This window comes from Cupriavidus sp. CPT47-8839-RL05A, assembly GCF_058792255.1.
Map to the genome: position 1 here is coordinate 45523 of NZ_JBYTEG010000008.1, position 25969 is coordinate 71491.

Annotated in this window: 19 protein-coding genes; 14 read left to right on the forward strand and 5 right to left on the reverse strand. The window is 67.7% G+C overall.

Annotation, left to right across the window (positions count from 1 at the left end; all coding sequences use genetic code 11):
• Positions 1-45: 45 nt before the first annotated feature.
• Together AC3WVS_RS11400 and polA are read right to left on the reverse strand one after the other, a co-directional pair.
• Positions 46-1371 (reverse strand): NAD(P)/FAD-dependent oxidoreductase, encoded by a 1326-nt coding sequence (locus AC3WVS_RS11400; protein ID WP_492318721.1) that lies wholly within the window; start codon positions 1369-1371, stop codon positions 46-48.
• Positions 1372-1529: 158 nt separating this feature from the next.
• Positions 1530-4346, reverse strand: coding sequence for a DNA polymerase I (gene polA / locus AC3WVS_RS11405; protein WP_492318722.1), 2817 nt, complete (start codon positions 4344-4346; stop codon positions 1530-1532).
• A 4-nt stretch (positions 4347-4350) separates the two neighbouring features.
• On the opposite strand from polA, the gene AC3WVS_RS11410 reads away from it, so the two are divergent.
• The 4 genes from AC3WVS_RS11410 to AC3WVS_RS11425 all read left to right on the forward strand — a co-directional run bounded on the left by AC3WVS_RS11410 (position 4351) and on the right by AC3WVS_RS11425 (position 7892).
• A complete protein-coding gene (locus AC3WVS_RS11410) occupies positions 4351-5298 on the forward strand; it encodes an LOG family protein (RefSeq protein WP_011615808.1) in 948 nt (315 codons plus the stop codon).
• A 220-nt stretch (positions 5299-5518) separates the two neighbouring features.
• Positions 5519-5953, forward strand: coding sequence for a hypothetical protein (locus tag AC3WVS_RS11415; protein ID WP_492318723.1), 435 nt, complete (start codon positions 5519-5521; stop codon positions 5951-5953).
• Between the two features lie 131 nt (positions 5954-6084).
• Positions 6085-7080 (forward strand): homoserine kinase, encoded by a 996-nt coding sequence (locus tag AC3WVS_RS11420; RefSeq protein WP_492318724.1) that lies wholly within the window; start codon positions 6085-6087, stop codon positions 7078-7080.
• 5 nt (positions 7081-7085) lie between these two features.
• Positions 7086-7892: a BPSS1780 family membrane protein gene (locus tag AC3WVS_RS11425; protein WP_492318725.1), complete on the forward strand. Its 807-nt coding sequence runs from the start codon at positions 7086-7088 to the stop codon at positions 7890-7892.
• A gap of 74 nt (positions 7893-7966) precedes the next feature.
• On the opposite strand, the gene AC3WVS_RS11430 is transcribed toward AC3WVS_RS11425, so the two are convergent.
• Complete coding sequence (locus AC3WVS_RS11430) at positions 7967-8725, reverse strand: IclR family transcriptional regulator (protein ID WP_010813655.1); 759 nt, start codon at positions 8723-8725, stop codon at positions 7967-7969.
• Positions 8726-8931: 206 nt separating this feature from the next.
• Here AC3WVS_RS11430 and sauS point away from each other — a divergent pair, with 206 nt between their 5' ends.
• The 3 genes from sauS to AC3WVS_RS11445 all read left to right on the forward strand — a co-directional run bounded on the left by sauS (position 8932) and on the right by AC3WVS_RS11445 (position 13445).
• A complete protein-coding gene (gene sauS / locus AC3WVS_RS11435) occupies positions 8932-10413 on the forward strand; it encodes an acylating sulfoacetaldehyde dehydrogenase (RefSeq protein WP_492318726.1) in 1482 nt (493 codons plus the stop codon).
• The gene (locus AC3WVS_RS11440; protein WP_492318727.1) at positions 10410-11939 is read left to right on the forward strand and encodes an acyl--CoA ligase; all 1530 of its coding nucleotides are present in this window, start codon (positions 10410-10412) and stop codon (positions 11937-11939) included. The genes sauS and AC3WVS_RS11440 overlap by 4 nt, the downstream gene beginning before the upstream one ends.
• A gap of 213 nt (positions 11940-12152) precedes the next feature.
• The gene (locus AC3WVS_RS11445) at positions 12153-13445 is read left to right on the forward strand and encodes an MFS transporter (protein ID WP_492318728.1); all 1293 of its coding nucleotides are present in this window, start codon (positions 12153-12155) and stop codon (positions 13443-13445) included.
• A 44-nt stretch (positions 13446-13489) separates the two neighbouring features.
• Here the strand turns inward: AC3WVS_RS11445 and AC3WVS_RS11450 are convergent, their stop codons facing one another.
• A complete protein-coding gene (locus tag AC3WVS_RS11450; RefSeq protein ID WP_492318729.1) occupies positions 13490-15838 on the reverse strand; it encodes a UvrD-helicase domain-containing protein in 2349 nt (782 codons plus the stop codon).
• Between the two features lie 219 nt (positions 15839-16057).
• On the opposite strand from AC3WVS_RS11450, the gene AC3WVS_RS11455 reads away from it, so the two are divergent.
• Together AC3WVS_RS11455 and galU are read left to right on the forward strand one after the other, a co-directional pair.
• Complete coding sequence (locus AC3WVS_RS11455) at positions 16058-18925, forward strand: valine--tRNA ligase (protein WP_492318730.1); 2868 nt, start codon at positions 16058-16060, stop codon at positions 18923-18925.
• Positions 18926-19054: 129 nt separating this feature from the next.
• Positions 19055-19945, forward strand: coding sequence for a UTP--glucose-1-phosphate uridylyltransferase GalU (gene galU, locus AC3WVS_RS11460; RefSeq protein ID WP_011615814.1), 891 nt, complete (start codon positions 19055-19057; stop codon positions 19943-19945).
• A 111-nt stretch (positions 19946-20056) separates the two neighbouring features.
• On the opposite strand, the gene AC3WVS_RS11465 is transcribed toward galU, so the two are convergent.
• Positions 20057-21088 carry a GntR family transcriptional regulator gene (locus AC3WVS_RS11465; protein ID WP_492318731.1) on the reverse strand — a complete coding sequence of 344 codons (1032 nt, stop codon included), beginning with the start codon at positions 21086-21088 and terminating at the stop codon, positions 20057-20059.
• Positions 21089-21336: 248 nt separating this feature from the next.
• Here AC3WVS_RS11465 and AC3WVS_RS11470 point away from each other — a divergent pair, with 248 nt between their 5' ends.
• From AC3WVS_RS11470 to AC3WVS_RS11490, 5 genes are all read left to right on the forward strand, one after another.
• On the forward strand, positions 21337-22020 hold the full coding sequence (locus tag AC3WVS_RS11470) for an amino acid ABC transporter permease (protein ID WP_492318732.1): 684 nt from the start codon (positions 21337-21339) through the stop codon (positions 22018-22020).
• A 15-nt stretch (positions 22021-22035) separates the two neighbouring features.
• Entirely contained in the window at positions 22036-22686 is a 651-nt protein-coding gene (locus AC3WVS_RS11475) for an amino acid ABC transporter permease (protein ID WP_492318733.1), read from the forward strand.
• A 49-nt stretch (positions 22687-22735) separates the two neighbouring features.
• Complete coding sequence (locus tag AC3WVS_RS11480; protein ID WP_492318734.1) at positions 22736-23464, forward strand: amino acid ABC transporter ATP-binding protein; 729 nt, start codon at positions 22736-22738, stop codon at positions 23462-23464.
• A gap of 61 nt (positions 23465-23525) precedes the next feature.
• Positions 23526-24323 carry a transporter substrate-binding domain-containing protein gene (locus AC3WVS_RS11485; protein ID WP_492318735.1) on the forward strand — a complete coding sequence of 266 codons (798 nt, stop codon included), beginning with the start codon at positions 23526-23528 and terminating at the stop codon, positions 24321-24323.
• Positions 24324-24343: 20 nt separating this feature from the next.
• Positions 24344-25912, forward strand: coding sequence for a UxaA family hydrolase (locus tag AC3WVS_RS11490; RefSeq protein ID WP_492318736.1), 1569 nt, complete (start codon positions 24344-24346; stop codon positions 25910-25912).
• The last annotated feature ends 57 nt before the right edge of the window (positions 25913-25969 follow it).

Sequence of the window (25969 nt, forward strand, 5' to 3'; positions counted from 1 at the left end):
CCCGCGCGGCATGGTGCAGCGCGGGAAGCCCCGGCCCGGCGCGCGTCAGTGCAGCTTGACGCGCGGGCTGGTCTTGCGACGCAGCCAGTGCGAGACCGTGTCCAGCGCCATGCCCACGGCGCCGTGCAGCGCCATCACATGCATCCGGTACAGCGACGTGTACATGACGCGCGCCATCAGCCCTTCGATGAACATCGAGCCGCCGATCAGCCCGCCCATCAGGCTGCCCACCGCGCTGAAATGCCCCAGCGACACCAGCGAGCCGAGGTCCTTGAAGGCGAACGACGGCAGCGGACGCCCGTCCAGCCGGGCGCGCAGGGCGTTGTAGAGGAAGGTGGCCTGCTGGTGCGCGGCCTGTGCGCGCGGCGGCACCGTGGTCTGCTTCTCGGCCCACGGGCAGCTGGCGCAGTCGCCGAAGGCGAAGATGTCCGGGTCGCCCTCGCTCTGCAGCGTCGGGCCGACCACGATCTGGCCCTGGCGGCTGACCGGCAGCCCCAGCGTGGCCAGCACCGGCGGCGCGGTGATGCCCGCCGCCCATACCGTCAGGTCGGCATCGATATGCTTGCCGCTGGCGGTCAGCACCGCCTGCGGCGTGACCTCGGTCACGCGCTCGCTGGTCAGGACACCGACGTCGAGCTTCTTGAGCAGCTTGGCGGTCTCGACCGAGACCCGTTCGGACAGCGCCGGCAGGATGCGCGGGCCGGCCTCGATCACGTGGATATGCACGTCGCGGCGCGGGTCAAGCTGGTGCAGGCCGTAGGCGCTGAGCACGTGCGCGGTGTTACGCAGTTCGGCCGACAGCTCAACGCCGGTGGCGCCCGCGCCGATGATGGCCACGTCAACGCGCGGCCGACCGTCCTCGCCCACGCGCCCGCGCCCGTTCTGGGCCCGCACGCAGGCCGCAATCAGCCGCTTGCGGAAGCGCTCGGCCTGCGCCACGACGTCCAGTGCGATGGCATTCTCGGCCGCGCCGGGCACGCCGAAGAAATGCGTGACGCAGCCGATCGCCAGCACCAGCGTGTCATAGGGCAGCTCGCGCGCCGGCAGCAGTTCGGCGCCGTCCTCGTCGAAGCTGGCCGATACCGAGATGGTCTTGCGGGTGCGGTCGATGCCGGTCAGCTCGCCCAGCTGGAACTCGAAGTGATGCCAGCGCGCCTGCGCCGCGTATTCCAGCTGGTGCGTGTTGGGGTCCATGCTGCCGGCTGCCACTTCATGCAGCAGCGGCTTCCAGATGTGGGTGGGCAGGCGGTCCACCAGCACCACCTGCGCCTGCCCCTTGCGGCCGAGCTTGTCGCCCAGCTTCGTTACCAGTTCCAGCCCCCCTGCTCCCCCACCGACGACAACGATGCGGGGCGTCCTTGTTTCTGTCATGGTCTACCTGATGCGTTTTTTGTAAATTCTTGCCTGAGGCGTTTGCCACAGTCTGCTGCATTGCAGCATGGCTGGCAAGCCGGTGGGCCTGACTCAGCAGTCGCTTCATTCGATACCACAACGCATGGGCGGCGCAGGCTGGCTGACAGGCGGCCTCGTCAGTGCGCTTCTTCCCAGTTGGCGCCGCTGCCCACTTCGGCCACCAGCGGCACGCGCAGCTGCGCCACCGAGCACATCAGCTCCGGCAGCCGCACCTTGACCAGCTCCAGCTCATGCTCCGGCACCTCCAGCACCAGTTCATCGTGCACCTGCATGATTTGGCGCGTCTGCAGCCCGTCGCGCTCCAGCCAGCCCTGCACCGCGATCATCGACAGCTTGATCAGGTCGGCGGCGGTGCCCTGCATCGGCGCGTTGATGGCGGCGCGCTCGGCGGCCTGCCGGCGCGGGCCGCTGCCGCCGTTGATGTCGGGCAGCCACAGCCGGCGGCCGAACACGGTCTCGACATAGCCTTGCTCGCGCGCGGTCTGCCGGGTCTCTTCCATGTAGTGGGCCACGCCCGGGTAGCGCATGAAATAACGGTCGATGTAGTGCTTGGCGGCCTCGCGCTCGATACCCAGGTTGCCGGCCAGGCCGAACGCGCTCATGCCGTAGATCAGGCCGAAGTTGATCACCTTGGCGTAGCGGCGCTGCTCGCTGCTGACGGCCTCGCGCTCCACGCCGAAGATCTCGCCGGCGGTGGCGCGGTGGATGTCCTCGCCGTTGGCAAAGGCGCGCAGCAGGTTCTCGTCGCCCGAGATATGGGCCATGATGCGCAGCTCGATCTGCGAGTAGTCGGCCGACACGATCACGCTGCCGGGCTCGGCGATAAAGGCTTCGCGGATGCGGCGGCCCTCCTCGGTGCGCACCGGGATGTTCTGCAGGTTGGGCTCGGTCGACGCCAGCCGGCCGGTCACCGCGGTGGCCTGGCCGTAGCTGGTGTGCACGCGGCCGGTCTGCGGGTTGACCATCTTGGGCAGCTTGTCGGTATAGGTGGACTTGAGCTTGGCCAGGCCGCGGTAGTCCAGCAGCAGCTTGGGCAGCGGGTAGTCCTCGGCCAGCTTCTGCAGCACCTCTTCGTCGGTCGAGGGCGCGCCGCTGGCGGTTTTCTTCACCACCGGCAGCTTCATCTGGCTGAACAGGATCTCGCCGATCTGCTTGGGCGAGCCCAGGTTGAAGGGCTGGCCGGCGGCCTCGTAGGCGGCCTGCTCCAGCGCCAGCATGCGCTGGCCCAGCTCGGCGCTCTGCGCGGCCAGGCGTTCGGCATCGATCAGCACGCCGTTGCGCTCGACCTTCTGCAGCACCACCGAGACCGGCATCTCGATCTCTTCATACACGCGGCGCAGGCCCGCCGCGGCTTCCACCTGCGGGAACATCTTGCGGTGCAGGCGCAGGGTCACGTCGGCGTCTTCGGCAGCGTATTCGGTGGCGCGCGCCAGGTCGATCTGGTCGAAGCCGATCTGGCTGGCGCCCTTGCCGCACACCTCTTCATAGGTGATGGTCTTCAGGCTCAGCAGGCGCTCGGCCAGGCTGTCCATGCCATGGTTGCGGTGCGAGGCCAGCACGTAGCTCTGCAGCATGGTGTCGTGCGCCACGCCGCGCAGCTTCACACCATGGTTGGCAAAGACATGGACGTCGTACTTGAGGTTCTGGCCCAGCTTCGGGCGGCCGGCATCTTCCAGCCATGCACGCATGCGCCCCAGCACGAACTCGCGCGACAGCTGGCCGTGGTCGGGCAGCCCGGCCACGTCCGGGCCACGGTGCGCCACCGGGATATAGCAGGCCACGCCCGGCTCGACCGACAGCGAGATGCCGACCAGCTGCGCCTGCATCGGGTCCAGCGAAGTAGTCTCGGTGTCGATCGCCACCAGCGGTGCGGCCTCGATGCGCCGCATCCAGTCTTCCAGCTGGGCTTCGGTGCTGACCGTCTGGTAGCTGATCTCGGTCGGCGCGGCCTGGTCCGCTGCCGGTGCCTCGGCTGCGCCGGCCGCGGCCGGCACATCGAACAGGCCGCCTTGCGCCGGCGCGGCGGCCGCGCGGGCGCGGGCCTGGGCGCGGGCATCGGGCAGGCTTTCGCCGGTCGCTTCGCGCAGCCAGGTCTTGAAGCCGTAGCGCGAGAAAAACGCCACCAGCTTGTCCTTGTCCTCGCCGATTTCGCGCAGCGCGTGGAAGTCCGCCACCGCGGCGGAGAGGTCGCAGTCGGTCTTGACCGTGACCAGCTGGCGCGCCATCGGCAGCCAGTCCAGCGTATTGCGCAGGTTCTCGCCCACCACGCCCTTGATGCCGGGGGCGGCGGCGATCACGCCGTCGAGCGAGCCATGCTCGGCCAGCCATTTGACCGCGGTCTTGGGGCCGACCTTGGGCACGCCCGGCACGTTGTCGACCGCATCACCGATCAGCGACAGGTAGTCGATGATGCGCTCGGGCGGCACGCCGAACTTGGCCACCACGCCAGGGGGATCGAGCACCTCGCCGCTCATGGTATTGACCAGCGTGACCTGGTCGTTGACCAGCTGCGCCAGGTCCTTGTCGCCGGTGGACACCACCGTGCGCACGCCCTGCTCCGTGGCCTGGCGCGACAGCGTGCCGATCACGTCGTCGGCCTCCACGCCGTCAACCACCACGATCGGCCAGCCCATGGCGCGCACGGCCTCATGGATCGGCTCGATCTGGCGCGCCAGGTCTTCCGGCATCGACGGGCGATGTTCCTTGTAGGCCGGATACATGTCGTCGCGGAAGGTCTTGCCCTTGGCGTCGAACACGCAGGCGCTATACTCTGCCGGGTAGTCGTTGCGCAACTTGCGCAGCATGTTGATCATGCCGTAGATTGCCCCTGTGGGCAGACCCTCCCCATTCCTCAGGTCCGGCAGAGCGTGATAAGCGCGATACAGATAGCTCGATCCATCGACGAGCAAGAGTGTTTTTGGACTATCCGACATTCCCATGGACTCAAAATTGACTGGTGCCGCTGCAGGCGGTGCCTCGACCGCCCCCCTTGCTGACCCGGATGTTTCCGACATTTCCGGCGATACCGTGCAACCCCCGCCGGAGGCTGCTTCCGAGCACGCCGCGGCCATCGCCGCGGCGGCCGATGCTGCTGCCGCGGGCAATCCGCCCGAAGTTGCTGCTGAAAAGGCCGCTGCTGCGGCCGCGCGCGCCAATCCGCGCAAGATGATCCCCAGCCTGCGTGCGCTGGCCGACGAAGACCGCGCTACCGCGAAGAAGGCGCGCGCCTCGTGGCAAATGTTCACGATTATGGCAGAGTTCATCGAGGCCACCGAGTACCTCTCCGAGATCCGCCCGGCCGTGTCGATCTACGGCAGCGCGCGCCTGCGCGAGGACTCGCCGTACTACCAGCGCACCATCGAGATCGCCCGGCTGTTTTCGGACGCCGGCTTTGCCGTGATCTCCGGCGGCGGCCCCGGCATCATGGAAGCGGCCAACAAGGGCGCGCATGCCGGCAAGTCCGCCAGCGTCGGCCTGAACATCGAACTGCCGCACGAGCAGCAGGGCAATCCGTACCAGGACATTGCCATGCGCTTTCGCCACTTCTTCACGCGCAAGGTCACCTTCGTCAAGAATTCGGACGCCTTCATCGTGATGCCGGGCGGCTTCGGCACGCTCGACGAGCTGGCCGAGGTGCTGACGCTGGTGCAGACCGGCAAGTCGCGCTCGGTGCCGGTGATCATGTTCGGCAGCCGTTTCTGGAAGGGCCTGCTGGACTGGTTCCGCTTCACGCTGCTGCCGATGGGCCTGATCGCCGAGCACGACCTGGACCTGATGAAGATCGTCGACGAACCGCACGAAGTGCTGGAAGCGGTCTACGACTACTACGAGCAGCGCGGCGGCGACAAGCCGATTCCGCCCAAGGAAGAGATGTTCTACCTGTAAGGCATGGACGCCGGGGCGCGCGGCGCCAAGCCACGTACCCGGCACCCGGCGCCCGTTGCGCAGGTGCCCCCCGGGGCACGGCAGCGGCCTGCGCACGGCAGGAATTGCTAGAATGGAACCTGTCCGTCTTCCAAGCCCGGCGCCGCCGGGTTGCAGTCCAACCGCCGCATGCCGCGGGGTTGCGCGCAAGCTGCGCCGCAGCCCCGCACAGGAGCACCTGATGACCTCCCCCTCCACCGCCCGCTCGGTCCGGCCCACGCGGTCTTCCGCCGTGACCGGCGAGCCTGAATCGCCTGCCAGGCGGTCCGTGTCCAGCCTCGCCGCCGTGGCCGCCGCCACGCTGGCGCTGGCTTCCGGCTGGGCCGTCGCGCAGGAAAGCAATGCGCTGACGCAGCAGGAGCTGAACCAGATCAACAACCAGCCGATCGCCCCGGCGGCCAAGTCGCAACTGAACCAGCCGCGCCAGCCGAGCTTCCAGCTCAATGAACGCGATGGCACCCAGGTGCGCGAGTACCGCGACAAGGGACGGGCCACCGATATCCAGGTCAGGTCGGGTTTCGGCACTAAATACGAGATGAGCAAGCCGGAAGACAGCTCGCCCAAGATCCGCGAGCACGATGTCAACCGCGTGCCTTCGGTCAACCTGAAGTTCTGAGTTCGCTACCCACGGCCTGGCGTAAGCCCCAGGCCGCGCCGGCCCTCCGGCAGTGTCATGCCGCGGCGGCGGCCCGGACTTTGTCCGGAAACCGGTGCCCGCCGCTTCCCGATTCGCTTCACACAACGAGTATGGCCGTATTCACCACGGTCTCGCAGGACGAGATCGCCCGCTGGCTGCTGGATTTCAACCTTGGCGAAGTGCGCGAGCTGCGCGGCATCGCCTCGGGCATCGAGAACAGCAATTTCTTCCTTACCACGGAGCACGATGGCCAGACGCGCCAGTATGTGCTGACCATTTTCGAGCGGCTCACGTTCGCGCAGCTGCCGTACTACCTGCACCTGATGGCGCACCTGGCCGAGCGCGGCATCCGCGTGCCCGCGCCGATCCCGGCGCGCGACGGCGAGATCCTGCGCCCGCTCAAGGGCAAGCCCGCCACCATCGTCACGCGCCTGCCGGGCGCATCGCAACTGGCGCCCGACGCGCAGCACTGCGCTGAAGTGGGCGACATGCTGGCACGCATGCACCTAGCCGGCCAGGACTATCCGCGCCAGCAGCCCAACCTGCGCAGCCTGCCCTGGTGGCGGCAGACCGAGCCTGAGATCCTGCCCTTCCTGGATGCCGGCCAGCGCGCGCTGCTGCAGCAGGAGATCGCCCACCAGGCCGCCTTCTTCGCCAGCGCGGACTACGCCGGCCTGGGCTCGGGCCCGTGCCACTGCGACCTGTTCCGCGACAACGCGCTGTTCGAGGAAGACGGCAGCGGACGCCACCGCCTGGGCGGATTCTTCGACTTCTACTTCGCCGGCAACGACAAGTGGCTGTTCGATGTGGCGGTCACCGTCAACGACTGGTGCATCGACCTGGCCAGCGGCGAACTCGACCCCGCGCGCACGCAGGCCTTGCTGCGGGCTTATCATGCCGTGAGGCCGCTGACCGCCACCGAGGCCGCGCACTGGCAGGACATGCTGCGCGCGGGTGCGCTGCGCTTCTGGGTATCGCGACTGTGGGACTTCTACCTGCCGCGCGAGGCCGACATGCTGCAACCGCACGACCCGACCCATTTCGAACGCATCCTGCGCCGGCGCATCGGCGCGGACCCTGCAAGCGCCCCGCTCCCCTGGATCTGATCCGTATGCAACTACTGGAAGTCCCTGCCAAGGAAGGCTACACCTGGTTCCGCCAGGGCATCTGGCTGTTCCGCAAGAACCCGCTGACCTTCCTGATGCTGCTGTTCGTCTACCTGATCGCCGCGCAGCTGGCCATCGTGGTGCCGCTGATCGGCATTATCGCGCTGCTGGTGGTCACCCCCGGCCTGTCGGTCGGCGTGATGACCGCATGCCGCGACGTGATCCAGAACAAGCGGGTGATGCCCACCGTGCTGCTGGCGGGTTTCCGCGCCAACGGCAAGGAAGCCACGCGCAACCTGCTGGTGCTGGGCGGCATCTACGCCGGGCTGGTGTTCATGCTGGGGCTGATCGCCGGCTCGGTGGTCGACATGAGCGCGCTGGTGCCGATCGTGCTGAAGGAAGAAGCGCCGACCGCCGAAGCGGTGCGCCAGCTGTACTACGCCATGCTGATCGGCGCGCTGCTGTACACGCCGATCGCGATGATGTTCTGGTTCGCGCCGCTGCTGGCAGCCTGGCACGGCGTGCCGCCGGTCAAGGCACTGTTCTTCAGCTGGACCGCGTGCTGGCGCAACCGCGGCGCATTCCTCACCTACGCGGTGCTGTTCGCGATGCTGCTGGTGGCGATCCCGTTCTTCCTGGAGGCGGTGTTCAGCGCCTTCGGCGCGGAAACGGTGCTGTCGTTCCTGGTCACGCCGTATTCGCTGCTGATGCTGGCGATCCTGTACTGCTCGTTCTATGCCACGTACCGCGGCTGCTTCAACGTGACGCCGCCGGGGGTGGATCCGGCCGCGCCGGCAACTCCCGGGGCCTGAACAACGGGCGCTCGCTACGGGATTGTGTGCTCCCTCTCCCGCTTGCGGGAGAGGGAGCACACCGCCCTCACGGGCTATTCGCAGAACGTCTTCACCATCTCGTCCGCTGCCAGGCGCAGGTCCGGCACGAATCCCATCAGCTGGTCCATCGTCATGCGTGCCATCGGCACCTGCACGGCAATCGCCGCGCAGGCGCGGCTCCGGTTGCGCATCACCGGCACCGCGACCGCGATCATGCCTTCCAGGTTTTCCTGATTGTTGACCCCCAAACGCCGCTGCCGTGTCTCGGCCAGTTCCGCGTGCAAGGCCTCGGCATTGGTAATGGTGTGCGCCGAGTGCGCGCGCAGCGGCAGGCTGGCAACCAGGCGCTGGCGCTGCGCGCTCGGCAGGAACGCCAGCAACAGCTTGCCGCTGGCGGTGCAGTGCAGCGGCACCCGCGAGCCCGGCTGCAGGTGCATGCGCAGCGGCCATTGCGTTTCCACGCGGTCCAGGTAGACCACGTCGTCGCCGGACAGCATGGTCAGGTTGCAGGTCTCACCGATCTTGTCGACCAGCTGCTGCAGGATCGCATGGCGCGCCGCCGCCGGACCTGCCTGCATCAGCACATTGACGGCCAGCTGCCGCACGCGCGATGAGCACTCGTAGTGGCGGTTGCCGGCCGTGCGCGACACCAGCCACGTGCTTTCCAGCTGCTTGAGGATGCGGTGGACGGTCTGCTTCGGCAGCTCGATCGCCTGCACGATGGCCGCCAGCGACAGCGGTCCGTCGGCCGCGGACAGGATCTCGAGAATGCGGAAGGCGCGCACGGCGGCGGCATTCGAATGATTGCTCATGGATCAAATTTAAAGGATTCCGGGACGCATGGCCGTCCCGAAAACTGAATTCTCGATCGCACCCCGGCTGCGCGCTCGCGAAAGCGCACAAATTGGGACGGCCTGTCTGCCCCGCTTCACTAGATTCGATCCAGGGCCGCCGACGGTGCCGCGAAGTGCACGACAAAGCGCGGCGGCCTAACCGTCCAAACCGCGGAGTCGAATCCATGAGTGTGCAAATACTGCATCGCCGGCAGTCCAACAATTCCGATTTGCCCCTAGCGACGGCATCGCTGCCCGTGCAGCCAGCGCAAGCCGCGGCTGAAGCCGTCGCTGCGGTCGTGGCCCGGGCCAGGCAGGCGCAGCGCGAGTTCGCGCGTGCCGACCAGGCCACCATCGACACGGCAGTCGCCGCAGCCGCGTGGGCCATCATGGAGCCCGCGCGCAACCGCCAGCTGGCCGAGCGTGCCGTCGCCGACACCGGGCTGGGCAATGTCGACGACAAGATCCGCAAGAACCACCGCAAGACGCTGGGCCTGCTGCGCGACCTGCATGGCCGCAGGACGGTGGGCGTGATCGCGCAGGATGCGGCAGCCGGCATCACCGAGATCGCGCGGCCCGTGGGCGTGGTGGCGGCCATTACGCCTTCGACCAATCCCGCGGCCACGCCGGCCAACAAGATCATCAACGCGCTCAAGTGCGGCAACAGCGTGATTGTGGCGCCGTCGCCGAAGGGGCAGGACACCTGCGCGCTGCTGCTGTCGTTCATCCACGCCGAGTTTGCGCGCGCCGGCCTGCCCGCCGACCTGGTCCAGATGCTGCCCGCGCCGGTCTCGAAGGCCGCGACGGCGGAGCTCATGCGGCAGGCCGACCTGGTGGTCGCGACCGGCTCGCAGGCCAACGTGCGCATGGCCTACACCTGCGGCACACCGGCCTTCGGCGTGGGCGCCGGCAATGTGGCATCGATCATCGACGCCAGCGCCACGCTGGATGACGCGGCGGCCAAGGTGGTGCGCTCCAAGACCTTCGACAATGCCACCAGTTGCTCTTCGGAGAACAGCCTGGTCGTGCTCGACGCGGTCTACACACCCATGCTCGACGCCCTGGCGGCGGTCCGCGGCGTGCTGCTCACGGCTTCGGAGAAAGCGCGGCTGCAGGCGCTGATGTGGCGCGACGGCAAGCTCGCCGGCACCTTCACGGGACAGAGCGCGACCCGCATTGCCGAGCTCGCCGGGCTGGAACGCGTGCGCGCGCTGCAGCCCGCGATGCTGCTGGCGGAGGAAGCCGGTGTCGGCAGCGACTACCCCTTCTCCGGCGAGAAGCTCTCGCCCGTGCTGACGCTCTACCGCGCGGCCGACTTCGCGGCGGCGGTCGAGCGCGTGGCGAGCCTGTACGCCTATATGGGCGCCGGGCATTCGGTCAGCCTGCATTCGTCCAACCCACGCCATGCGCTGCAGCTCGGACAGGAACTGCCGGTGGCGCGCGTGATCGTGAACCAGGCGCACTGCTTCGCCACCGGCGGGAATTTCGACAACGGCCTGCCGTTCTCGTTGTCGATGGGCTGCGGCACCTGGGGCGGCAACAACTTCTCGGACAACCTCGGCTGGCGCCAATACCTGAACATCACCCGCATCGCCGTGCCCATCGCCGAGCACGTGCCCGATGAAGCGGACCTGCTGGGCGATTACTTCGCGAGGGTCGGCAAATGAACGCGCCCACGGAACCCGAGGTGTTCGACACGCTTGCAGCGCTGATAGCCGTGCGCGCCGCGCAGTGGCCCGACAAGCGCTACCTGTTGTCCCCGGACAGCGGCCATGCGCTGACGTTCGGCGCGCTGGCGACGGACGCCGGCACGCTCGGCCGCCGCTATGCGGCAGCCGGCCTGGGCAGCGGCCAGACGGTGTCGGTGTACCTGCCCAACGGCGAGCAGACCGCGCGGCTCCTGCTCGGCACCATGGCCTGCGGGCTGGTCGTCAACCCGATCAACCTGCTGTGCCAGCCGGCGCAGCTGCGCTACATCCTGGGGCATTCGGATACGCGGCTGGTCTTCACCTGGCCCGACGGAGAAGCCGCCATCCGCGAAGCCCTGCGCGAGGCCGGGCTGGACCTGCCGGTGCTCGTCACCGCGCCCGACGCCAACAGCCTGCCGGCACTGCCGGCCACGCATGCCGCTGCGTCGCCACTGCCCCCACCGCAGCCTGACGCGCCCGCACTGCTCATGTACACGTCCGGCACCACCGGCACGCCCAAAGGCGTGCTGCTGACGCAGCGCAACCTGGTGGCCAACGGCGCCAACGTCAGCCGCGAGCACTGCCTCGGGCCGGCCGACCGGGTGCTGGCGACGCTGCCGCTGTACCACATCAACGGCCTGGTCGTGACCGCGATCGCGCCGCTGGTGCACGGCGGCTCGGTGGTGATGCCGATGCGCTTTTCCGCCAGCGCGTTCTGGCAGGACAGCGCGCGCCACGGCTGCACCTGGCTGAACGTGGTGCCGACCATCATCGCCTACCTGCTGAACGATCCACACGGCCAGGCTCCGGCCGGCGTGCGCTTCTGCCGCTCGGCCTCGGCCGCGCTGCCGCCCGAGCATCACCGCGCCTTCGAGGCGCGCTTCGGCATCGGCGTGATCGAGACCATGGGCATGACCGAGACTGCCGCACCGGCGTTCAGCAATCCGCTCGACCCGGGCCAGCGGCGCATCGGCAGCATCGGCAGGCCATCTGGCACGCGCGCACGCGTACTCGGGCGCGACGGCAAGCCGGTGCCTGACGGACAGGTCGGCGAGATCGTGCTGCAGGGCGAGAGCGTGATGGCGGGCTACTACAAGGCGCCGGATATCACGCGCGAGGCCTTTACGCACGATGGCTGGCTGCGCACGGGCGACCTCGGCTACCGCGACGCCGACGGCTACTTCTACATCAGCGGGCGCGCCAAGGAACTGATCATCAAGGGCGGCGAGAACATCGCCCCGCGCGAGATCGACGAGGCGCTGCTGCGCCATCCGGCCGTGCTCGAAGCCGCGGCGGTCGGCGTGCCGGACCCGGCCTACGGGCAGGAGATCGTTGCCTACGTGGTCATGCGCGAGGCCGCGCGCTGCGATGACGCGGCGCTGCGCGCGCATTGCCTGCGCGAGCTGGGCCGCTACAAGACGCCGAAGGAGTTCCGCTTTATCGCCGAGCTGCCGCGCGGCCCGTCCGGCAAGGTGCAACGGCTGAAGCTGCTCGACCACGCCTGAACCTTCCCCCCTTCCACAACCCTCGCCAAGGAGCCTGCCCGACCGGAATCCACCAGACCAGGAGACACGACTCAAGACTGCAGACAGATTGCTCAAGGACGGGGCAGCGCGGCCGGCGCCGCGCCCCCGGCGCGCCGCAAGCGCATGGCTACGGACCGTGCGCCGGCCGCCGCCCCGTCAACACCACGCGCGCGCCGCGCATAGGAGGTGGTTATGAAGCAACGCATCAAGACCCGGCACATGATCCTGGGCGTCATGTGCCTGATGTATTTCATCGCCTATATCGACCGCGTCAACATCTCGGTCGCCGCCCCCCTGATCCGCGAGGAAATGGGGCTGACCACATCGCAGCTGGGGCTGGTGTTCTCGGCCTTTGCCTACCCCTATGCCGCCATGCAGATCCTCGGCGGCTGGATGGCAGACAAGTTCGGGCCCAAGAAGGTGCTGATCGTGCTGTCGCTGATCTGGGGCGTGGCCACCGTGCTGACCGGCTTCGCGGGCAGCGTGCTGATGCTGGTGGTGCTGCGCTTCGTGCTGGGCATCGGCGAAGGCGGCGCGTTCCCGACCGCGACGCGCGCCTTCACCTACTGGATGCCGGTGGCGGAGCGCGGCTTCGCGCAGGGCATCACCCACAGCTTCGCGCGGCTGGGCGGCGCGATCACGCCGCCGGTCGTGCTGGTCATCGTGGCCGCCGCCGGCTGGCGCGAAGCCTTTATCGTGCTGGGCGCTGTCAGCCTCGGCTGGACCTTGCTGTACGCCTTCTTTTTCAAGGATTCGCCCGACAAGCACAGCCGCGTGACCGCGCAGGAACTGCAGGAGATCGGCTACCGGCAGGGCGACAGCCGGCAGGCCGCCAAGGCGGCCACGCCGTGGCGGCGCCTGTTCCGGCGCATGTGGCTGGTGACCTTCGTCGACTTCTGCTACGGCTGGTCGCTGTGGGTCTACCTGACGTGGCTGCCTTCGTACCTGAAGGAGGCACGCGGCTTCGACCTGAAGCAGCTGGCGCTGTTCACCGCGCTGCCGCTGATGGCCGGCGTGGTCGGCGATACGCTCGGCGGCGTGCTGTCGGACCGGATCTACAAGCGCACCGGCAACCTGCGCCTGGCGCGCGGCGCGGTCCTGTTCGTGGGGCTGGCCGGCTCGCTGATGTTCATCGCGCCGATGACCTTCACGGCCGATGCCGTCAACGCGGTGATCCTGCTGTCGCTGTCGTTCTTCTTCCTGGAGCTGACCAACGCGGTGCTGTGGAGCCTGCCGCTGGACATCGCCGGCAAGTACGCCGGCACCGCGGGCGGCATGATGAACACCGGCTTCGGCGTGGCCGGCATGGTGTCGCCGGTGGTGTTCGGCTACCTGATCGAGCGCACCGGCAGCTATGACCTGCCGTTCATGATCTCGGGGGCGCTGCTCGGGGTTGGCGCGCTGGCCTCGCTGTTCATCAATCCGCTGCTGACGGTGGACAGCCCCGACGAAAAGGCTGGCGAGGTCCGCCACGCCCTGCCCTGAGCCTCCCGGGGGCGCGGCATGGCGCGCAGCGAAGCCGGACCCGTTCAGTCGATCGCGTCCAGCTTCGCCACCGACAGCGCCAGCCACTTGGCGCCGTTGCGCTTGAAGTTGATATTGGCGCGTGCGTCGGTGCCCTCGCCTTCCAGCGCGGTGATCACGCCTTCGCCAAACTTGTTGTGGAACACCGACTGCCCCACCCGGAAGCCGGTGCCGGCCTCGCGCTTGGCATCGGCATAGCCGTTGCCGTTGTCCATGCCGCCGGTGGGGCGCGTGCCGGTATAAGGCACGTCCTCGGGCTTGCGGAACCAGTCGCGGCCCCAGGCGCTGTCGCGCTCCTGGCGGCGCACGCCGCCGTAGCCCTGCGCCGGCGGCGTCAGCCACTTGAGCGAGGCCTCGGGCAGTTCCTCGAAGAAGCGTGAGCGCACGTGGTAGCGGGTCTGGCCGTGCAGCATGCGGCTTTGCGCGAACGACATGTAGAGCCGCTTGCGCGCGCGCGTGATCGCCACGTACATCAGGCGGCGCTCTTCCTCCACGCCGTCCGGGTCCATCATGCTGTTCTCGTGCGGGAACAGGCCCTCTTCCATCCCGGTGATGAAGACCACGTCGAACTCCAGCCCCTTGGCCGCATGCACGGTCATCATCTGCACCGCGTCCTGGCCGGCCTGGGCCTGGTTGTCGCCGGCTTCCAGCGAGGCATGGGTCAGGAACGCGACCAGCGGCGTCATCACCACCGGCAGCGCTTCCGGATCCAGCACCTGCTGGGCCTGGTCGCCGTCGGCCAGTGCCGGGGCGGCGGGGCTGCGGTCAACCGGGATCACCGCGGCCAGCGCCTCCAGGCCGTAGCCTTCCTCGACCACGAAGGCCTGCGCTGCGGTCACCAGTTCCTGCAAGTTCTCGATGCGGTCCTGGCCTTCCTTCTCGCCCTGGTAGTGGGTGATCAGGCCGCTGTGGTTGATTACGTACTCGACGGTCTCGGCCAGCGTCATGCGGCGCGTGTCCTCGCGCATCTTCTCTACCAGGCGCGCAAACGCTGCCAGCTTGCTGCCGGCCGCGCCGGGCACGTAGGCCACCGCCTCGGCCAGCGCGCAGTCATACTGGCGCGCCATGTCCTGCAGCACTTCCAGCGAGCGCGCGCCGATGCCGCGCGCCGGGAAGTTGACCACGCGGCCAAAGGCGGCATCGTTGCGCGGGTTCTCCAGCAGCTGCATATAGGCCAGCGCGTGCTTGATTTCGGCGCGCTCGAAGAAGCGCAGGCCGCCATAGACGCGGTACGCGATGCCGGCCGAGAACAGCGCATGCTCGATCACGCGCGACTGCGCGTTGCTGCGGTACAGGATGGCAATCTCGGCGCGGCTGGCGCCCTGCGCGATCTGGTCGCGGATCTCCTCGATGATCCAGGCGGCTTCCTGGCCGTCCGAGCCGCCCTGGAACACCCGCACCGGCTCGCCGTGGCCGGCGTCGGTGCGCAGGTTCTTGCCCAGGCGGCGCGCGTTGTGCGAGATCAGGTGGTTGGCCGAATCCAGGATATGCCCGTGCGAGCGGTAGTTCTGCTCCAGCTTGATCAGCCGGCGCACGCGGAACTCGTGCTCGAAGTCGCGCATATTGCCGACGTTGGCGCCGCGGAACGCATAGATGCTCTGGTCGTCGTCGCCTACGGCAAAGACCGCGGCCGGGTTCTGCGTGCCGTAGCCGGCCAGCAGCTTGAGCCACTGGTACTGCAGCACGTTGGTGTCCTGGAACTCGTCGACCAGCACGTGGCGGAAGCGGTGCTGGTAGTGCTGGCGGATGGCGTCGTTGTAGCGCAGCAGCTCGTAGCAGCGCAGCAGCAGCTCGGCAAAGTCGACCACGCCTTCGCGCTGGCACTGCAGGTCGTAGGCGGCGTAGAGGTCGACAAAGCGCTTGTTGAAGTCGTCGTTGGCCTCGACGTCGGCCGGGCGCAGGCCCTGCTCCTTGGCGTTGTTGATGAAGTACTGCAGGTTCTTGGCCGGGTACTTCTCATCGTCGACGTTGAGCGACTTGAGCAGCCGCTTGAGCGCCGAGAGCTGGTCCTGGCTGTCCAGGATGGCAAAGGTCTGGGGCAGCCCGGCGTCGCGGAAATGCGCGCGCAGCATGCGGTTGCACAGGCCGTGGAAGGTGCCGATCCACATGCCGCGGGTGTTGATCGGCAGCATCGACGACAGCCGCGTCTGCATTTCCTTGGCGGCCTTGTTGGTAAAGGTCACCGCCAGGATGCCCGCCGGCGAGACCCGGCCGTTCTGGATCAGCCAGGCGATGCGCGTGGTCAGCACGCGGGTCTTGCCGCTGCCCGCGCCCGCCAGGATCAGCGCCGGTTCGTCAGGCAGGGTGACGGCGGCTAGTTGTTCGGCGTTCAGGTTGGCAAGCAGGTCGGACATCGGATGAGCCTTGTGGATTGACGGCAATTATACCGGCGGGCCCTGTCCTGCAAGTCACATCCGGCGGGGCCGGATGGCCGGGAAATAGGCACCAGCCTGCCACCCCCGTATAATTTAACGTTTTACTGGCGCAATGCCGGCCGCCGACGGCCGCCGCCTCGCCAGGCGCAGGCCGAAGCACCCTGCGACGACCCCCGACGCCAATATCGACATCCCAGCATGACCGCCCAAGACCAGTCCCTCGCCAAAAGCTTCGAACCCACCGCCATCGAGGCGAAATGGGGCCCCGAGTGGGAGAAGCGCGGCATCGCCAAGCCGACCTTCGACCCTGCCCGCCCGGACTTTGCGATCCAGCTGCCGCCGCCCAATGTGACCGGCACGCTGCATATGGGCCACGCGTTCAACCAGACCATCATGGACGGCCTGGCGCGCCATGCGCGCATGAGCGGCGCCAATACGCTGTGGGTGCCGGGCACCGACCACGCCGGCATCGCCACCCAGATCGTGGTGGAGCGCCAGCTCGAGTCGCAGGGCGTGTCGCGCCATGACCTGGGCCGCGAGAAGTTCACCGAGAAGGTGTGGGCCTGGAAGGAAGAGTCGGGCTCGACCATCACCCGCCAGGTGCGGCGCATGGGCGCTTCGATCGACTGGAGCCGCGAGTACTTCACGATGTCGCCCGAGATGTCGAAGGCGGTCACCGAAGCCTTCGTGCGCCTGCACGAACAGGGCCTGATCTATCGCGGCAAGCGCCTGGTCAACTGGGACCCGGTGCTGGGCACCGCGGTGTCGGACCTGGAAGTCGACAGCGTCGAGGAAGAAGGCTCGCTGTGGCATATCCACTATCCGCTGGTCGAGGCTGACGCCAAGGGCGGCCTGACCCACCTGACCGTGGCCACCACCCGCCCCGAAACCATGCTGGGCGACGTGGCCGTGATGGTCCACCCGGAAGACGAGCGCTATGCGCACCTGGTCGGCAAGTTCGTGCAGCTGCCGCTGACCGAGCGCCAGATCCCGGTGATTGCCGACGAATACGTCGACCGCGAGTTCGGCACCGGCGTGGTCAAGGTGACCCCGGGCCATGACTTCAACGACTATGCGGTGGGCCAGCGCCACAACCTGCCGCAGCTGTCGATCCTGACGCTGGACGCGAAGATCGTTGCCGACGCCCCCGCCGCCTACGCCGGCCTGGACCGCTTCGACGCGCGCCGCGCCATCGTCGAGGACCTGGACAAGCGCGGCCTGCTGGCCGACATCAAGAAGCACAAGCTGATGACCCCGCGCAGCGAGCGCACCGGCAGCGCGATCGAACCGATGCTGACCGACCAGTGGTTCGTCGCCATGAGCAAGCCGGCGCCGGAAGGCACCTTCTACCCGGGCCGCTCGATCGCCGAGGTGGCGCTGGAAGCCGTGCAGAGCGGCGAGATCAAGCTGGTACCGGAAAACTGGATCAGCACCTACAACCAGTGGCTGGGCAATATCCAGGACTGGTGCATCTCGCGCCAGCTGTGGTGGGGCCACCAGATCCCGGCGTGGTACGACGATGCCGGCAACTGCTTTGTCGGCCGCACCGAAGAAGAAGCGCTGGCCAAGGCAAAGGCCGCCGGCAGCACCGGCAGCCTGCGCCGCGAGGAAGACGTGCTCGACACCTGGTTCTCGTCGGCGCTGGTGCCCTTCTCCTCGCTGGGCTGGCCGGGAGAAACGCCCGAGATGCATCACTTCCTGCCGTCGTCGGTGCTGGTGACCGGCTACGACATCATCTTCTTCTGGGTGGCGCGCATGGTCATGATGACCAAGCACTTCATCGGCAAGGTGCCCTTCCATACCGTCTACGTGCACGGCCTGGTGCGCGATTCGGAAGGCAAGAAGATGAGCAAGTCCGAGGGCAACACGCTGGACCCGGTGGACCTGATCGACGGCATCGACCTCGACACGCTGCTGCAGAAGCGCACCACCGGCCTGCGCCGCCCCAAGGACGCGCCCAAGATCGAGAAGAAGACGAAAAAGGAATTCCCCGAGGGCATTCCCGCCTTCGGCGCCGACGCGCTGCGCTTCACCTTCGCGTCGCTGGCCACGCTGGGCCGCAACGTCAACTTCGATACCGGCCGCTGCGAGGGCTACCGCAACTTCTGCAACAAGCTGTGGAACGCGACCCGCTTCGTGCTGATGAACACCGAAGGCCATGACTGCGGCATGGGCCCGTGCAACAACGACTGCGGCCCGGACGGCTACCTGGATTTCTCGCAGGCCGACCGCTGGATCGTGTCGCTGCTGCAGCGCGTGGAAGCCGAGGTCGAGAAGGGCTTTGCCGAATACCGCTTCGACAATATCGCCAACGCCATCTACAAGTTCGTCTGGGACGAATACTGCGACTGGTACCTGGAACTGGCCAAGGTGCAGATCCAGAACGGCACCGAGGCCCAGCAGCGCGCCACGCGGCGCACGCTGCTGCGCGTGCTCGAGACCGTGCTGCGCCTGGCGCATCCGATCATCCCCTTCATCACCGAAGAGCTGTGGCAGAAGGTGGCCCCGCTGGCCGGCCGCGCCAAGGGTGACGGCTCCGAGACCATCGCGCTGCAGCCCTACCCGCTGCCGGCGGTCGCCAAGATCGACGAGCAAGCCGAGCAATGGGTTGCGCGCCTGAAGGAAGTGATCGATGCCTGCCGCAACCTGCGCGGCGAGATGAACATCTCGCCGGCCCATCGCATCCCGCTCTATGCTGAGGGTGACAGCACCTTCCTGAAGGCGGCGAGCGCACATATCCAGGCACTTGCGAAACTTTCCGAGGTACGCGTCTTCGAAGATGAAGCTGCCCTGCAGGCTGAAGGCGCCGGCGCGCCGGTCGCCATTGCCGGGGGCAACCACCTGCTGCTGAAGATCGAGATCGATGTCGGCGCCGAGCGCGCGCGCCTGTCGAAGGAAGTCGAGCGCATCGGTGGCGAAATCGGCAAGTGCCGCGCCAAGCTCTCCAACGAGAGCTTTGTCGCCAAGGCACCGCCAGCCGTGGTGGCGCAAGAGACGCAGCGCCTGGCCGATTTCGAGCAGACGCTGGCCAAGCTGCAGGGCCAGCTGCAGCGGCTGCCGGCCTGACGGCACGGCGGCCGCATTCACGCCCCTGCCTGCCGGGGGTTCTGTCCGGCTTCGTCGGACAGAACCGGACAGACGGCGCCCGCAATGGCTGGCAGGGTTATGGACTGGAATCTGAGAGGTACACCTGATATGGAAAATCGCGTCACCAAGGCTGTGTTCCCGGTTGCGGGCCTGGGCACTCGCTTCCTGCCGGCCACCAAGGCCAGCCCCAAGGAAATGCTTCCGGTGGTGGACAAGCCGCTGATCCAGTACGCCGTGGAAGAAGCCATGGCCGCCGGCATTACCGAGATGATCTTTGTCACCGGCCGCTCCAAGCGCGCCATCGAGGACCATTTCGACAAGGCCTTCGAGCTGGAAGTGGAGCTTGAGGCCAAGAACAAGCAGGCGCTGCTGGACGTGGTGCGCTCGATCAAGCCCGCCAACGTGGAGTGCTTCTACGTGCGCCAGCCCGAAGCGCTGGGCCTGGGCCATGCGGTGCTGTGCGCGGCCAAGCTGGTCGGCGACACGCCGTTCGCGGTGATGCTGGCCGATGACCTGATCGACGGCAACCCGCCGGTGATGAAGCAGATGGTGGATACCTTCAACCACTACAATTGCTCGGTGCTGGGGGTCGAGGAGATCACGCCGGAGCAAAGCCGCTCCTACGGCGTGATCGACGGCCGCGAATGGGATGCGGACGTGATCAAGGTCTCGGGCATCATCGAGAAGCCGGCGCCGGAAGACGCGCCGTCCAACCTGGGTGTGGTCGGCCGCTACATCCTGACCCCGCGCATCTTCGAACACCTGCGCGACCTGAAGCCGGGCGCCGGCGGCGAGCTGCAGCTGACCGACGCGATCCAGTCGCTGCTGGGCCAGGAGCAGGTGCTGGCCTACCGCTACCAGGGCCGCCGCTATGACTGCGGCAGCAAGCTGGGCTACCTGAAGGCAACCGTTGAATTTGCCTTGAAGCACCCGGAAGTCGGGACTGAATTCAGCGCCTACCTGGAATCGCGCGAGCACCTGACCGGCATCGGCAGCTGATCGCGCCCTGCCCTGCGGACAGGAAAGGAAGTTCCTGGACGTCTGCAGCCGTGAGAGGCCGCAACCATTCCGGCAAATGCCGGGAGGCCTGCGGCCTCTCCTTATTTGCGCTCAGGCGATGTAGGACACCGTCGGCAGCGCGAACGTTTCGCGCACCTGCACCGCCCGCTGCGTGACCTTCGCGCACGACAGCTCCAGGTGTTCCCGCAACAGCTCAGCGGCCTTGCGCGGCGCGCCTGCGGCGGCGGCCTGCAGCACGGCCATGTGCTCGGAGAGGAAGGGATCTTCCTGCGGCATCGGCGCCGACGCTCCCAGTACATGCTTGCTCAGGGTCAGGATGCAGCGCGTGCGCTGCAGGCTGCCCAGCAGCTCCTTGTTCGGGCACAGCGACAGCAGGCGCACGTGCAGGTCATGCTCCAGCTTGTCCATGGCGGTGCGCGACACCTTCGGGTAGACACGCTGCACCTTGTGCAGGTCTTCCATCATGGCAGCCAGCTCGGCCGCGTCCGCATTGACGATGGCGCCGCGCAGCGCGGCCGGCTCCACCAGTGAGCGCAGCTCGTAGAGATCGTGGATGCGCTGCGCATCCAGCGGGATGATGACCCAGCGCTGGCGCTCGTCCTTCTCCAGGATGCCCAGGCTTTCCAGGCGCAGCAGCACATCGCGCACCACGGTGCGCCCCACGTTGAAATAGCGCGCCAGTTCGACTTCGTTGACACGGTAGCGCCCGAACACCGACAGGTGGACCAGGTTGCGCTCCACCTCGTCGTAGATGACCTCCCAGCCCAGCGTCTTGCGTGCCACGTCCGGCGCGCTGTCCACGCCCAGCATGGCCGCGTCCAGCGGCACGCGCCTGGGCTCGGTGCCGGCCGGGCCGGCGACATAGCCGCGCCCGTCGAAGCGGCTGACCAGGCCTTCGGCCTCCAGCTCGCGCAAGGCCTGCCGCACCGGCGAGCGGGTGGCGCGCAGGATCTCCGCGACCGGCCCTTCCAGCAGCACGGTGCCCTGCTCCAGCGTCCCGTCCAGCATCGCCTTGCGCAGCACCTGGTGGATCAACGCGTAGATCGGCGCATGGCGGCTGGCTTCCTCCGCTTCCAGGCTGGCAGCAAGGGGGGCGACGCGATTTTGGTCTCGTGTCGTCATCGATGGGCTCGGCACTTTGTCTCCAGAACGTGGCGGTCGGTCAGTGTAGCCATGGCGGCACGCCAGGGCATCTCATCGCATTCCATCATACACGGGTATCCACTGATATTGACCATTGCCGGCAATGGTCATATATTTCGTCCCACCACGGCGCGTGTCGCACGCCGCAAGCACGACAACGAAGCCACAACAAGAGACAGGGCGCGCGCCGGCCGCGGCGGCGCCACGAGAAGGAGAAACCCGCGCCGATGGACTACCAGTTTGATTTCAGTTTCCTGTCCACGGGGTGGCGGGACTTGCTCGACGGCGTGTGGCTGACCTTGCGCATGTCGGTCGCCACCATCGTGTTCGGCTTCGTGCTGGGCACGGCGCTGGCCGTGGTGCGCACGCAAGGCCCCGCGTGGGCGCGCCGCTGCGTCACGGTGTATGTGGACGTGATCCGCAATACGCCGCTGGTGATCCAGGCCTTCTGGCTCTTCTTCGGGCTGGCGGCGGTGCAGGTGCGGGTGCCGGCCATGGCGGCGGCGGTGGTGGCGCTGGTCGTGAACGTGTCGGCCTATACCACCGAAATCGTGCGCGCCGGCATCGAGTCGGTGCCGCGCGGCCAGCTCGAGGCCGCTTCCTGCCTGGGGCTGTCGCGCTGGCAGATGCTGCGCCTGGTGGTGTTGCCGCAAGCGGTGGAGCGCATGTATCCGGCGCTGATGAGCCAGTTCGTGCTGATGATGCTGGCCACTTCGATCATGTCGCAGATCTCGGCCGAGGAACTCACCGCGGTGGGCTACCGCATCCAGTCGGAGACCTTCCGCGGCTTCGAGATCTACCTGGTGATCGCGCTCGTCTACCTGCTGCTGTCCTGGCTGCTGCGCCTGTCGATGGCAGGCATCGGCGCCCTGGCCTTTACGCGCCGCCGGCGCCTGCAAACCCCTCTCTGAACCGGAGCGCGCCTCATGCACGGAATCTCTTTCGATCAAGTGTTGTTCATCCTGCGCGGCGCCGGCTGGACCTTGCTGCTGGCAGGCATGGGCTTTGCCGGCGGCGCGCTGGTGGGCGTACCGCTGGCGCTGGCGCGCAGCCGCGGCGGGCGCGCGCTGCGCATGCTCACGGGCGCCTACGTCCAGCTGGTACAGGGCGTGCCGCTGCCGGTGATCATGTTCGTGGTGTATTTCGGCATCAGCGTGGGCGGCTTCGAGCTGCCGGCGCTGGTCGCCGCGGGGATCGCGATGACGGCGTATTCCAGCGCCTACCTCGGCGAGATCTGGAAGGGCTGCATCCAGGCCGTGCCGCGCACGCAGTGGGAGGCCGCCGAATGCCTGGCGCTCACGCCGCTGCAGCGGGCGGTGTACGTGATCCTGCCGCAGGCCGCCCGCATTGCCATTGCGCCCACGGTGAGCTTCCTGGTGCAGATCGTGAAGAACTCGTCGTACGCGGTGGTGATCGGCTTCTTCGACCTGACCTATTCGGCGCGGGTGGTCAACAACTCCACCTTCAAGCCCTTCCTGGTGTTCACCATCGCCGCGGCGCTGTATTTCGCCATCTGCTATCCGCTCTCAATGCTCTCGTACCGCCTGGAGCGCCGCTTCAACAAGGCACGCGCCTGAGCCTGACAGCGCCAAAACCCGACAACAAAGGAACGTCATGGAGACAAGCGTGGACGAAGTGGTCCGCTTCGACAAGGTAAGCAAGTCCTTCGGACAAGTGGAAATCCTCAAGGGCGTGAGCTTCTCGGTGCGCCGCGGCGAGGTGGTGGCCCTGATCGGCCGCAGCGGCTCGGGCAAGAGCACGGCCCTGCGCTGCATCAACGGACTGGAGCGCGTGAGCGGCGGGGCCCTGCATGTGTGCGGCCATGCCATGCACGAGGACGCTGTTGACCTGGGCGCGCTGCGCAAGGAAGTCGGCATCGTGTTCCAGAGCTACAACCTGTTCCCGCACCTGACCGTGGCCGAGAACATCACGCTGGCACCGCGCAAGGTCAAGGGCATGGGGCGCAAGGAAGCGGGCGAACTGGCCCGCCACGTGCTGCGGCAAGTCGGCATGGAAGAGCGCGCCGACTACTACCCGGAACAGCTCTCCGGCGGCCAGCAGCAGCGCGTCGCCATCGCGCGCTCGCTGGCCATGCAGCCGCGCCTGATGCTGTTCGACGAAGTCACTTCCGCGCTCGATCCCGAGCTTACCGGCGAGGTGCTGCGGGTCATTGAAAAACTGGCCGAAGACGGCATGACCATGGTGCTGGTCACGCACGAGATGTCGTTCGCGCGCTCGGTGGCAGACCAGATCATGTTCATGCACCAGGGCATCGTCTGGGAATGCGGCAGCGGCAGGCTGCTTGACGAACCTGCCACGCCGGAACTGCGCCAGTTCGTCAGCAACGGCCTGTAAGCGCGGCGGCGCCCGCGCAGCAAGAACCCGATTCGATATCCAACAATACGGAGGCAACCTCATGAACTATCGCCGCTATCTCTTTGCCCCACTCGCCGCCCTGCTGCTGGCCGGCACCTCCGCCGCCTCGGCCGACACGCTCGACACCATCAAGCAGCGCAAGAAGATCCTGGTGGCGGTCGATATCAGCGCGCCGCCCTACGGCATGCTGGATGCGCAAGCCAGGCAGAGCGGCTCCGACATCGAGACCGCGCGCCTGCTCGCCAAGGACCTGGGCGTCGAACTTGAGATCGTTCCGGTCACGGGCCCCAACCGCGTGCCCTTCCTCCTCACCCGCAAGGCGGACGTGGTGCTGGCCTCCTTTTCCGTGACGGACGCGCGCAAGAAGGTCATCGATTTCTCCGAGCCGTATGGCGTGATCCCCGTGGTGGTGGGCGGCCCGACCAAGGCCCAGGTCAAGTCCTTCGCCGACCTGTCGGGCAAGACCGTCGCGGTCACGCGCGGCACCACCAGCGACCAGGAACTGAGCCGGGGCGCCAAGGAGGCCGTGGCCGCGGTGAATATCGTGCGCTACGAGGATGACGCGACCACCAATACCGCGGTCTCCACCGGCCAGCAGGACTACCTGGCCGCGGCCATCAGCGTGATCCCGGAGGTCAGGCGCAGCAATCCGTCGCGCGACCTGGAGATCAAGTTCGTGATGCAGACCTTTCCCTATGCGATCGGCCTGCGCAAGGGCGATACCGCCCTCAAGGACTGGCTGGACGGCTGGGTCAGGACCAACCTGAAGAACGGCAGGATCAATGACATCTACAAGCGCCATTTCGGCCTGTCGCTGCCGGCCGAGATGCTGAAATAAGGAACGAGGGAGCCCATCGCATGAACGCACCTGCCAACCCCGGCAAGGCAGCACAGCCGCACGCCGCCTTGCGCGTGATCCGGCTGCACCCGGAAGACGACGTCGTCATTGCCCGCGACCAGCTCGTGGCAGGCACCACGCTCGACGCAGAAGACGTGACTGTGCTCGGCCTGGTCCCGCCCGGCCACAAGGTGGCAACGCGCGCCATCGGCGCCGGCGAGGCGGTGCGCCGCTACGGGCAGATCATCGGCTTCGCCAGCCAGGACATCCGTCCCGGCCAGCACGTGCACACCCACAACCTGGCCATGGGCGACTTCACGCGCGACTATGCCTATGGCGCCGATGCGCGCGCGCCGGAGCCGGTGGCAGCGCCGGCCACCTTCGCGGGCATCGTGCGGGCCGATGGCCGCGTGGCCACGCGCAACTACATCGGCATCCTGACCTCGGTGAACTGCTCGGCCACGGTGGCGCGCGCCATTGCCGACCACTTCCGCCGCGACATCCATCCCGAGGCGCTGGCCGCCTATCCCAACGTCGACGGCGTGGTGGCGCTCACGCACGGCGTCGGTTGCGCGGTGGACCCGCAGGGGGAAGGGCTGGCGCTGCTGCAGCGCACGCTGGGCGGCTATGCCTGCCATCCCAACTTCGCCAGCGTGCTGGTGATCGGGCTGGGCTGCGAGACCAACCAGATTTCGGCGCTGCTTGCCACCCAGGGGCTGGCCCACGACGACCGCCTGCAGACCTTCACCATCCAGGACAGCGGCGGCACCACCAGGACCATCGCACGCGGCATCGCCATGATCCAGGAGATGCTGCCCGCCGCGAATGCCGTGCAGCGCCAGCCGGTGCCTGCCAGCCACCTGGTGGTGGGCCTGCAGTGCGGCGGCTCCGACGGCTACTCGGGCATCTCGGCGAACCCGGTGCTGGGCGCGGCGGTAGACCTGCTCGTGCGCCACGGCGGCACCGCCATCCTCTCCGAAACGCCCGAAATCTACGGCGCCGAGCACCTGCTCACGCGCCGCGCACAGACACCGGAAATCGGCCGCAAGCTGGTGGCGCGCATCCGCTGGTGGGAGGACTATTGCGCGCGCCACGGTGCCAGCATGGACAACAACCCGTCGGCAGGCAACAAGGCGGGCGGGCTGACCACCGTGCTGGAAAAATCCCTGGGCGGCATCGCCAAGGGCGGCTCGGCCAACCTGGCCGAGGTCTATGAGTACGCGCAGCCGGTGCGCGCGCGCGGCCTGGTGTTCATGGACACGCCGGGCTACGACCCCATCTCCGCGACCGGCCAGGTCGCGGGGGGCGCCAACCTGATCTGCTTCACCACGGGGCGCGGCTCGGCCTACGGCTGTGCGCCCTCGCCCTCGGTCAAGCTGGCGACCAATACCGCGCTGTGGCAACGCCAGTCAGACGACATGGACCTGAACTGCGGCGCCGTGCTGGACGGCAGCGCCACCATTGGCGGGCTCGGTGAGGAACTGTTCCGGCTGATGCTGGATACGGCCTCCGGCAAGCGTTCACGCAGCGAGCTGCACGGCTACGGTCAGAACGAGTTCGTACCCTGGCAACTGAGCGCGATCACCTGAGGCCCGCCGGCACGCAGCCGGCGACGGGGGGGGGGGGGGGGGGGGGGGGGGGGGGCG

Excerpts from the sequence above, each read along its gene's own strand:
- sauS (WP_492318726.1), top strand. The coding sequence starts at position 8,932 with ATGAGTGTGCAAATACTGCATCGCCGGCAGTCCAACAATTCCGATTTG.
- AC3WVS_RS11445 (WP_492318728.1), top strand. The coding sequence starts at position 12,153 with ATGAAGCAACGCATCAAGACCCGGCACATGATCCTGGGCGTCATGTGC.
- AC3WVS_RS11465 (WP_492318731.1), bottom strand. The coding sequence starts at position 21,088 with ATGACGACACGAGACCAAAATCGCGTCGCCCCCCTTGCTGCCAGCCTG.
- AC3WVS_RS11415 (WP_492318723.1), top strand. The coding sequence starts at position 5,519 with ATGACCTCCCCCTCCACCGCCCGCTCGGTCCGGCCCACGCGGTCTTCC.
- AC3WVS_RS11440 (WP_492318727.1), top strand. The coding sequence starts at position 10,410 with ATGAACGCGCCCACGGAACCCGAGGTGTTCGACACGCTTGCAGCGCTG.
- polA (WP_492318722.1), bottom strand. The coding sequence starts at position 4,346 with ATGTCGGATAGTCCAAAAACACTCTTGCTCGTCGATGGATCGAGCTAT.
- AC3WVS_RS11450 (WP_492318729.1), bottom strand. The coding sequence starts at position 15,838 with ATGTCCGACCTGCTTGCCAACCTGAACGCCGAACAACTAGCCGCCGTC.
- AC3WVS_RS11485 (WP_492318735.1), top strand. The coding sequence starts at position 23,526 with ATGAACTATCGCCGCTATCTCTTTGCCCCACTCGCCGCCCTGCTGCTG.
- AC3WVS_RS11470 (WP_492318732.1), top strand. The coding sequence starts at position 21,337 with ATGGACTACCAGTTTGATTTCAGTTTCCTGTCCACGGGGTGGCGGGAC.
- AC3WVS_RS11455 (WP_492318730.1), top strand. The coding sequence starts at position 16,058 with ATGACCGCCCAAGACCAGTCCCTCGCCAAAAGCTTCGAACCCACCGCC.
- AC3WVS_RS11420 (WP_492318724.1), top strand. The coding sequence starts at position 6,085 with ATGGCCGTATTCACCACGGTCTCGCAGGACGAGATCGCCCGCTGGCTG.
- AC3WVS_RS11400 (WP_492318721.1), bottom strand. The coding sequence starts at position 1,371 with ATGACAGAAACAAGGACGCCCCGCATCGTTGTCGTCGGTGGGGGAGCA.
- AC3WVS_RS11490 (WP_492318736.1), top strand. The coding sequence starts at position 24,344 with ATGAACGCACCTGCCAACCCCGGCAAGGCAGCACAGCCGCACGCCGCC.
- galU (WP_011615814.1), top strand. The coding sequence starts at position 19,055 with ATGGAAAATCGCGTCACCAAGGCTGTGTTCCCGGTTGCGGGCCTGGGC.
- AC3WVS_RS11410 (WP_011615808.1), top strand. The coding sequence starts at position 4,351 with ATGGACTCAAAATTGACTGGTGCCGCTGCAGGCGGTGCCTCGACCGCC.
- AC3WVS_RS11430 (WP_010813655.1), bottom strand. The coding sequence starts at position 8,725 with ATGAGCAATCATTCGAATGCCGCCGCCGTGCGCGCCTTCCGCATTCTC.
- AC3WVS_RS11475 (WP_492318733.1), top strand. The coding sequence starts at position 22,036 with ATGCACGGAATCTCTTTCGATCAAGTGTTGTTCATCCTGCGCGGCGCC.
- AC3WVS_RS11425 (WP_492318725.1), top strand. The coding sequence starts at position 7,086 with ATGCAACTACTGGAAGTCCCTGCCAAGGAAGGCTACACCTGGTTCCGC.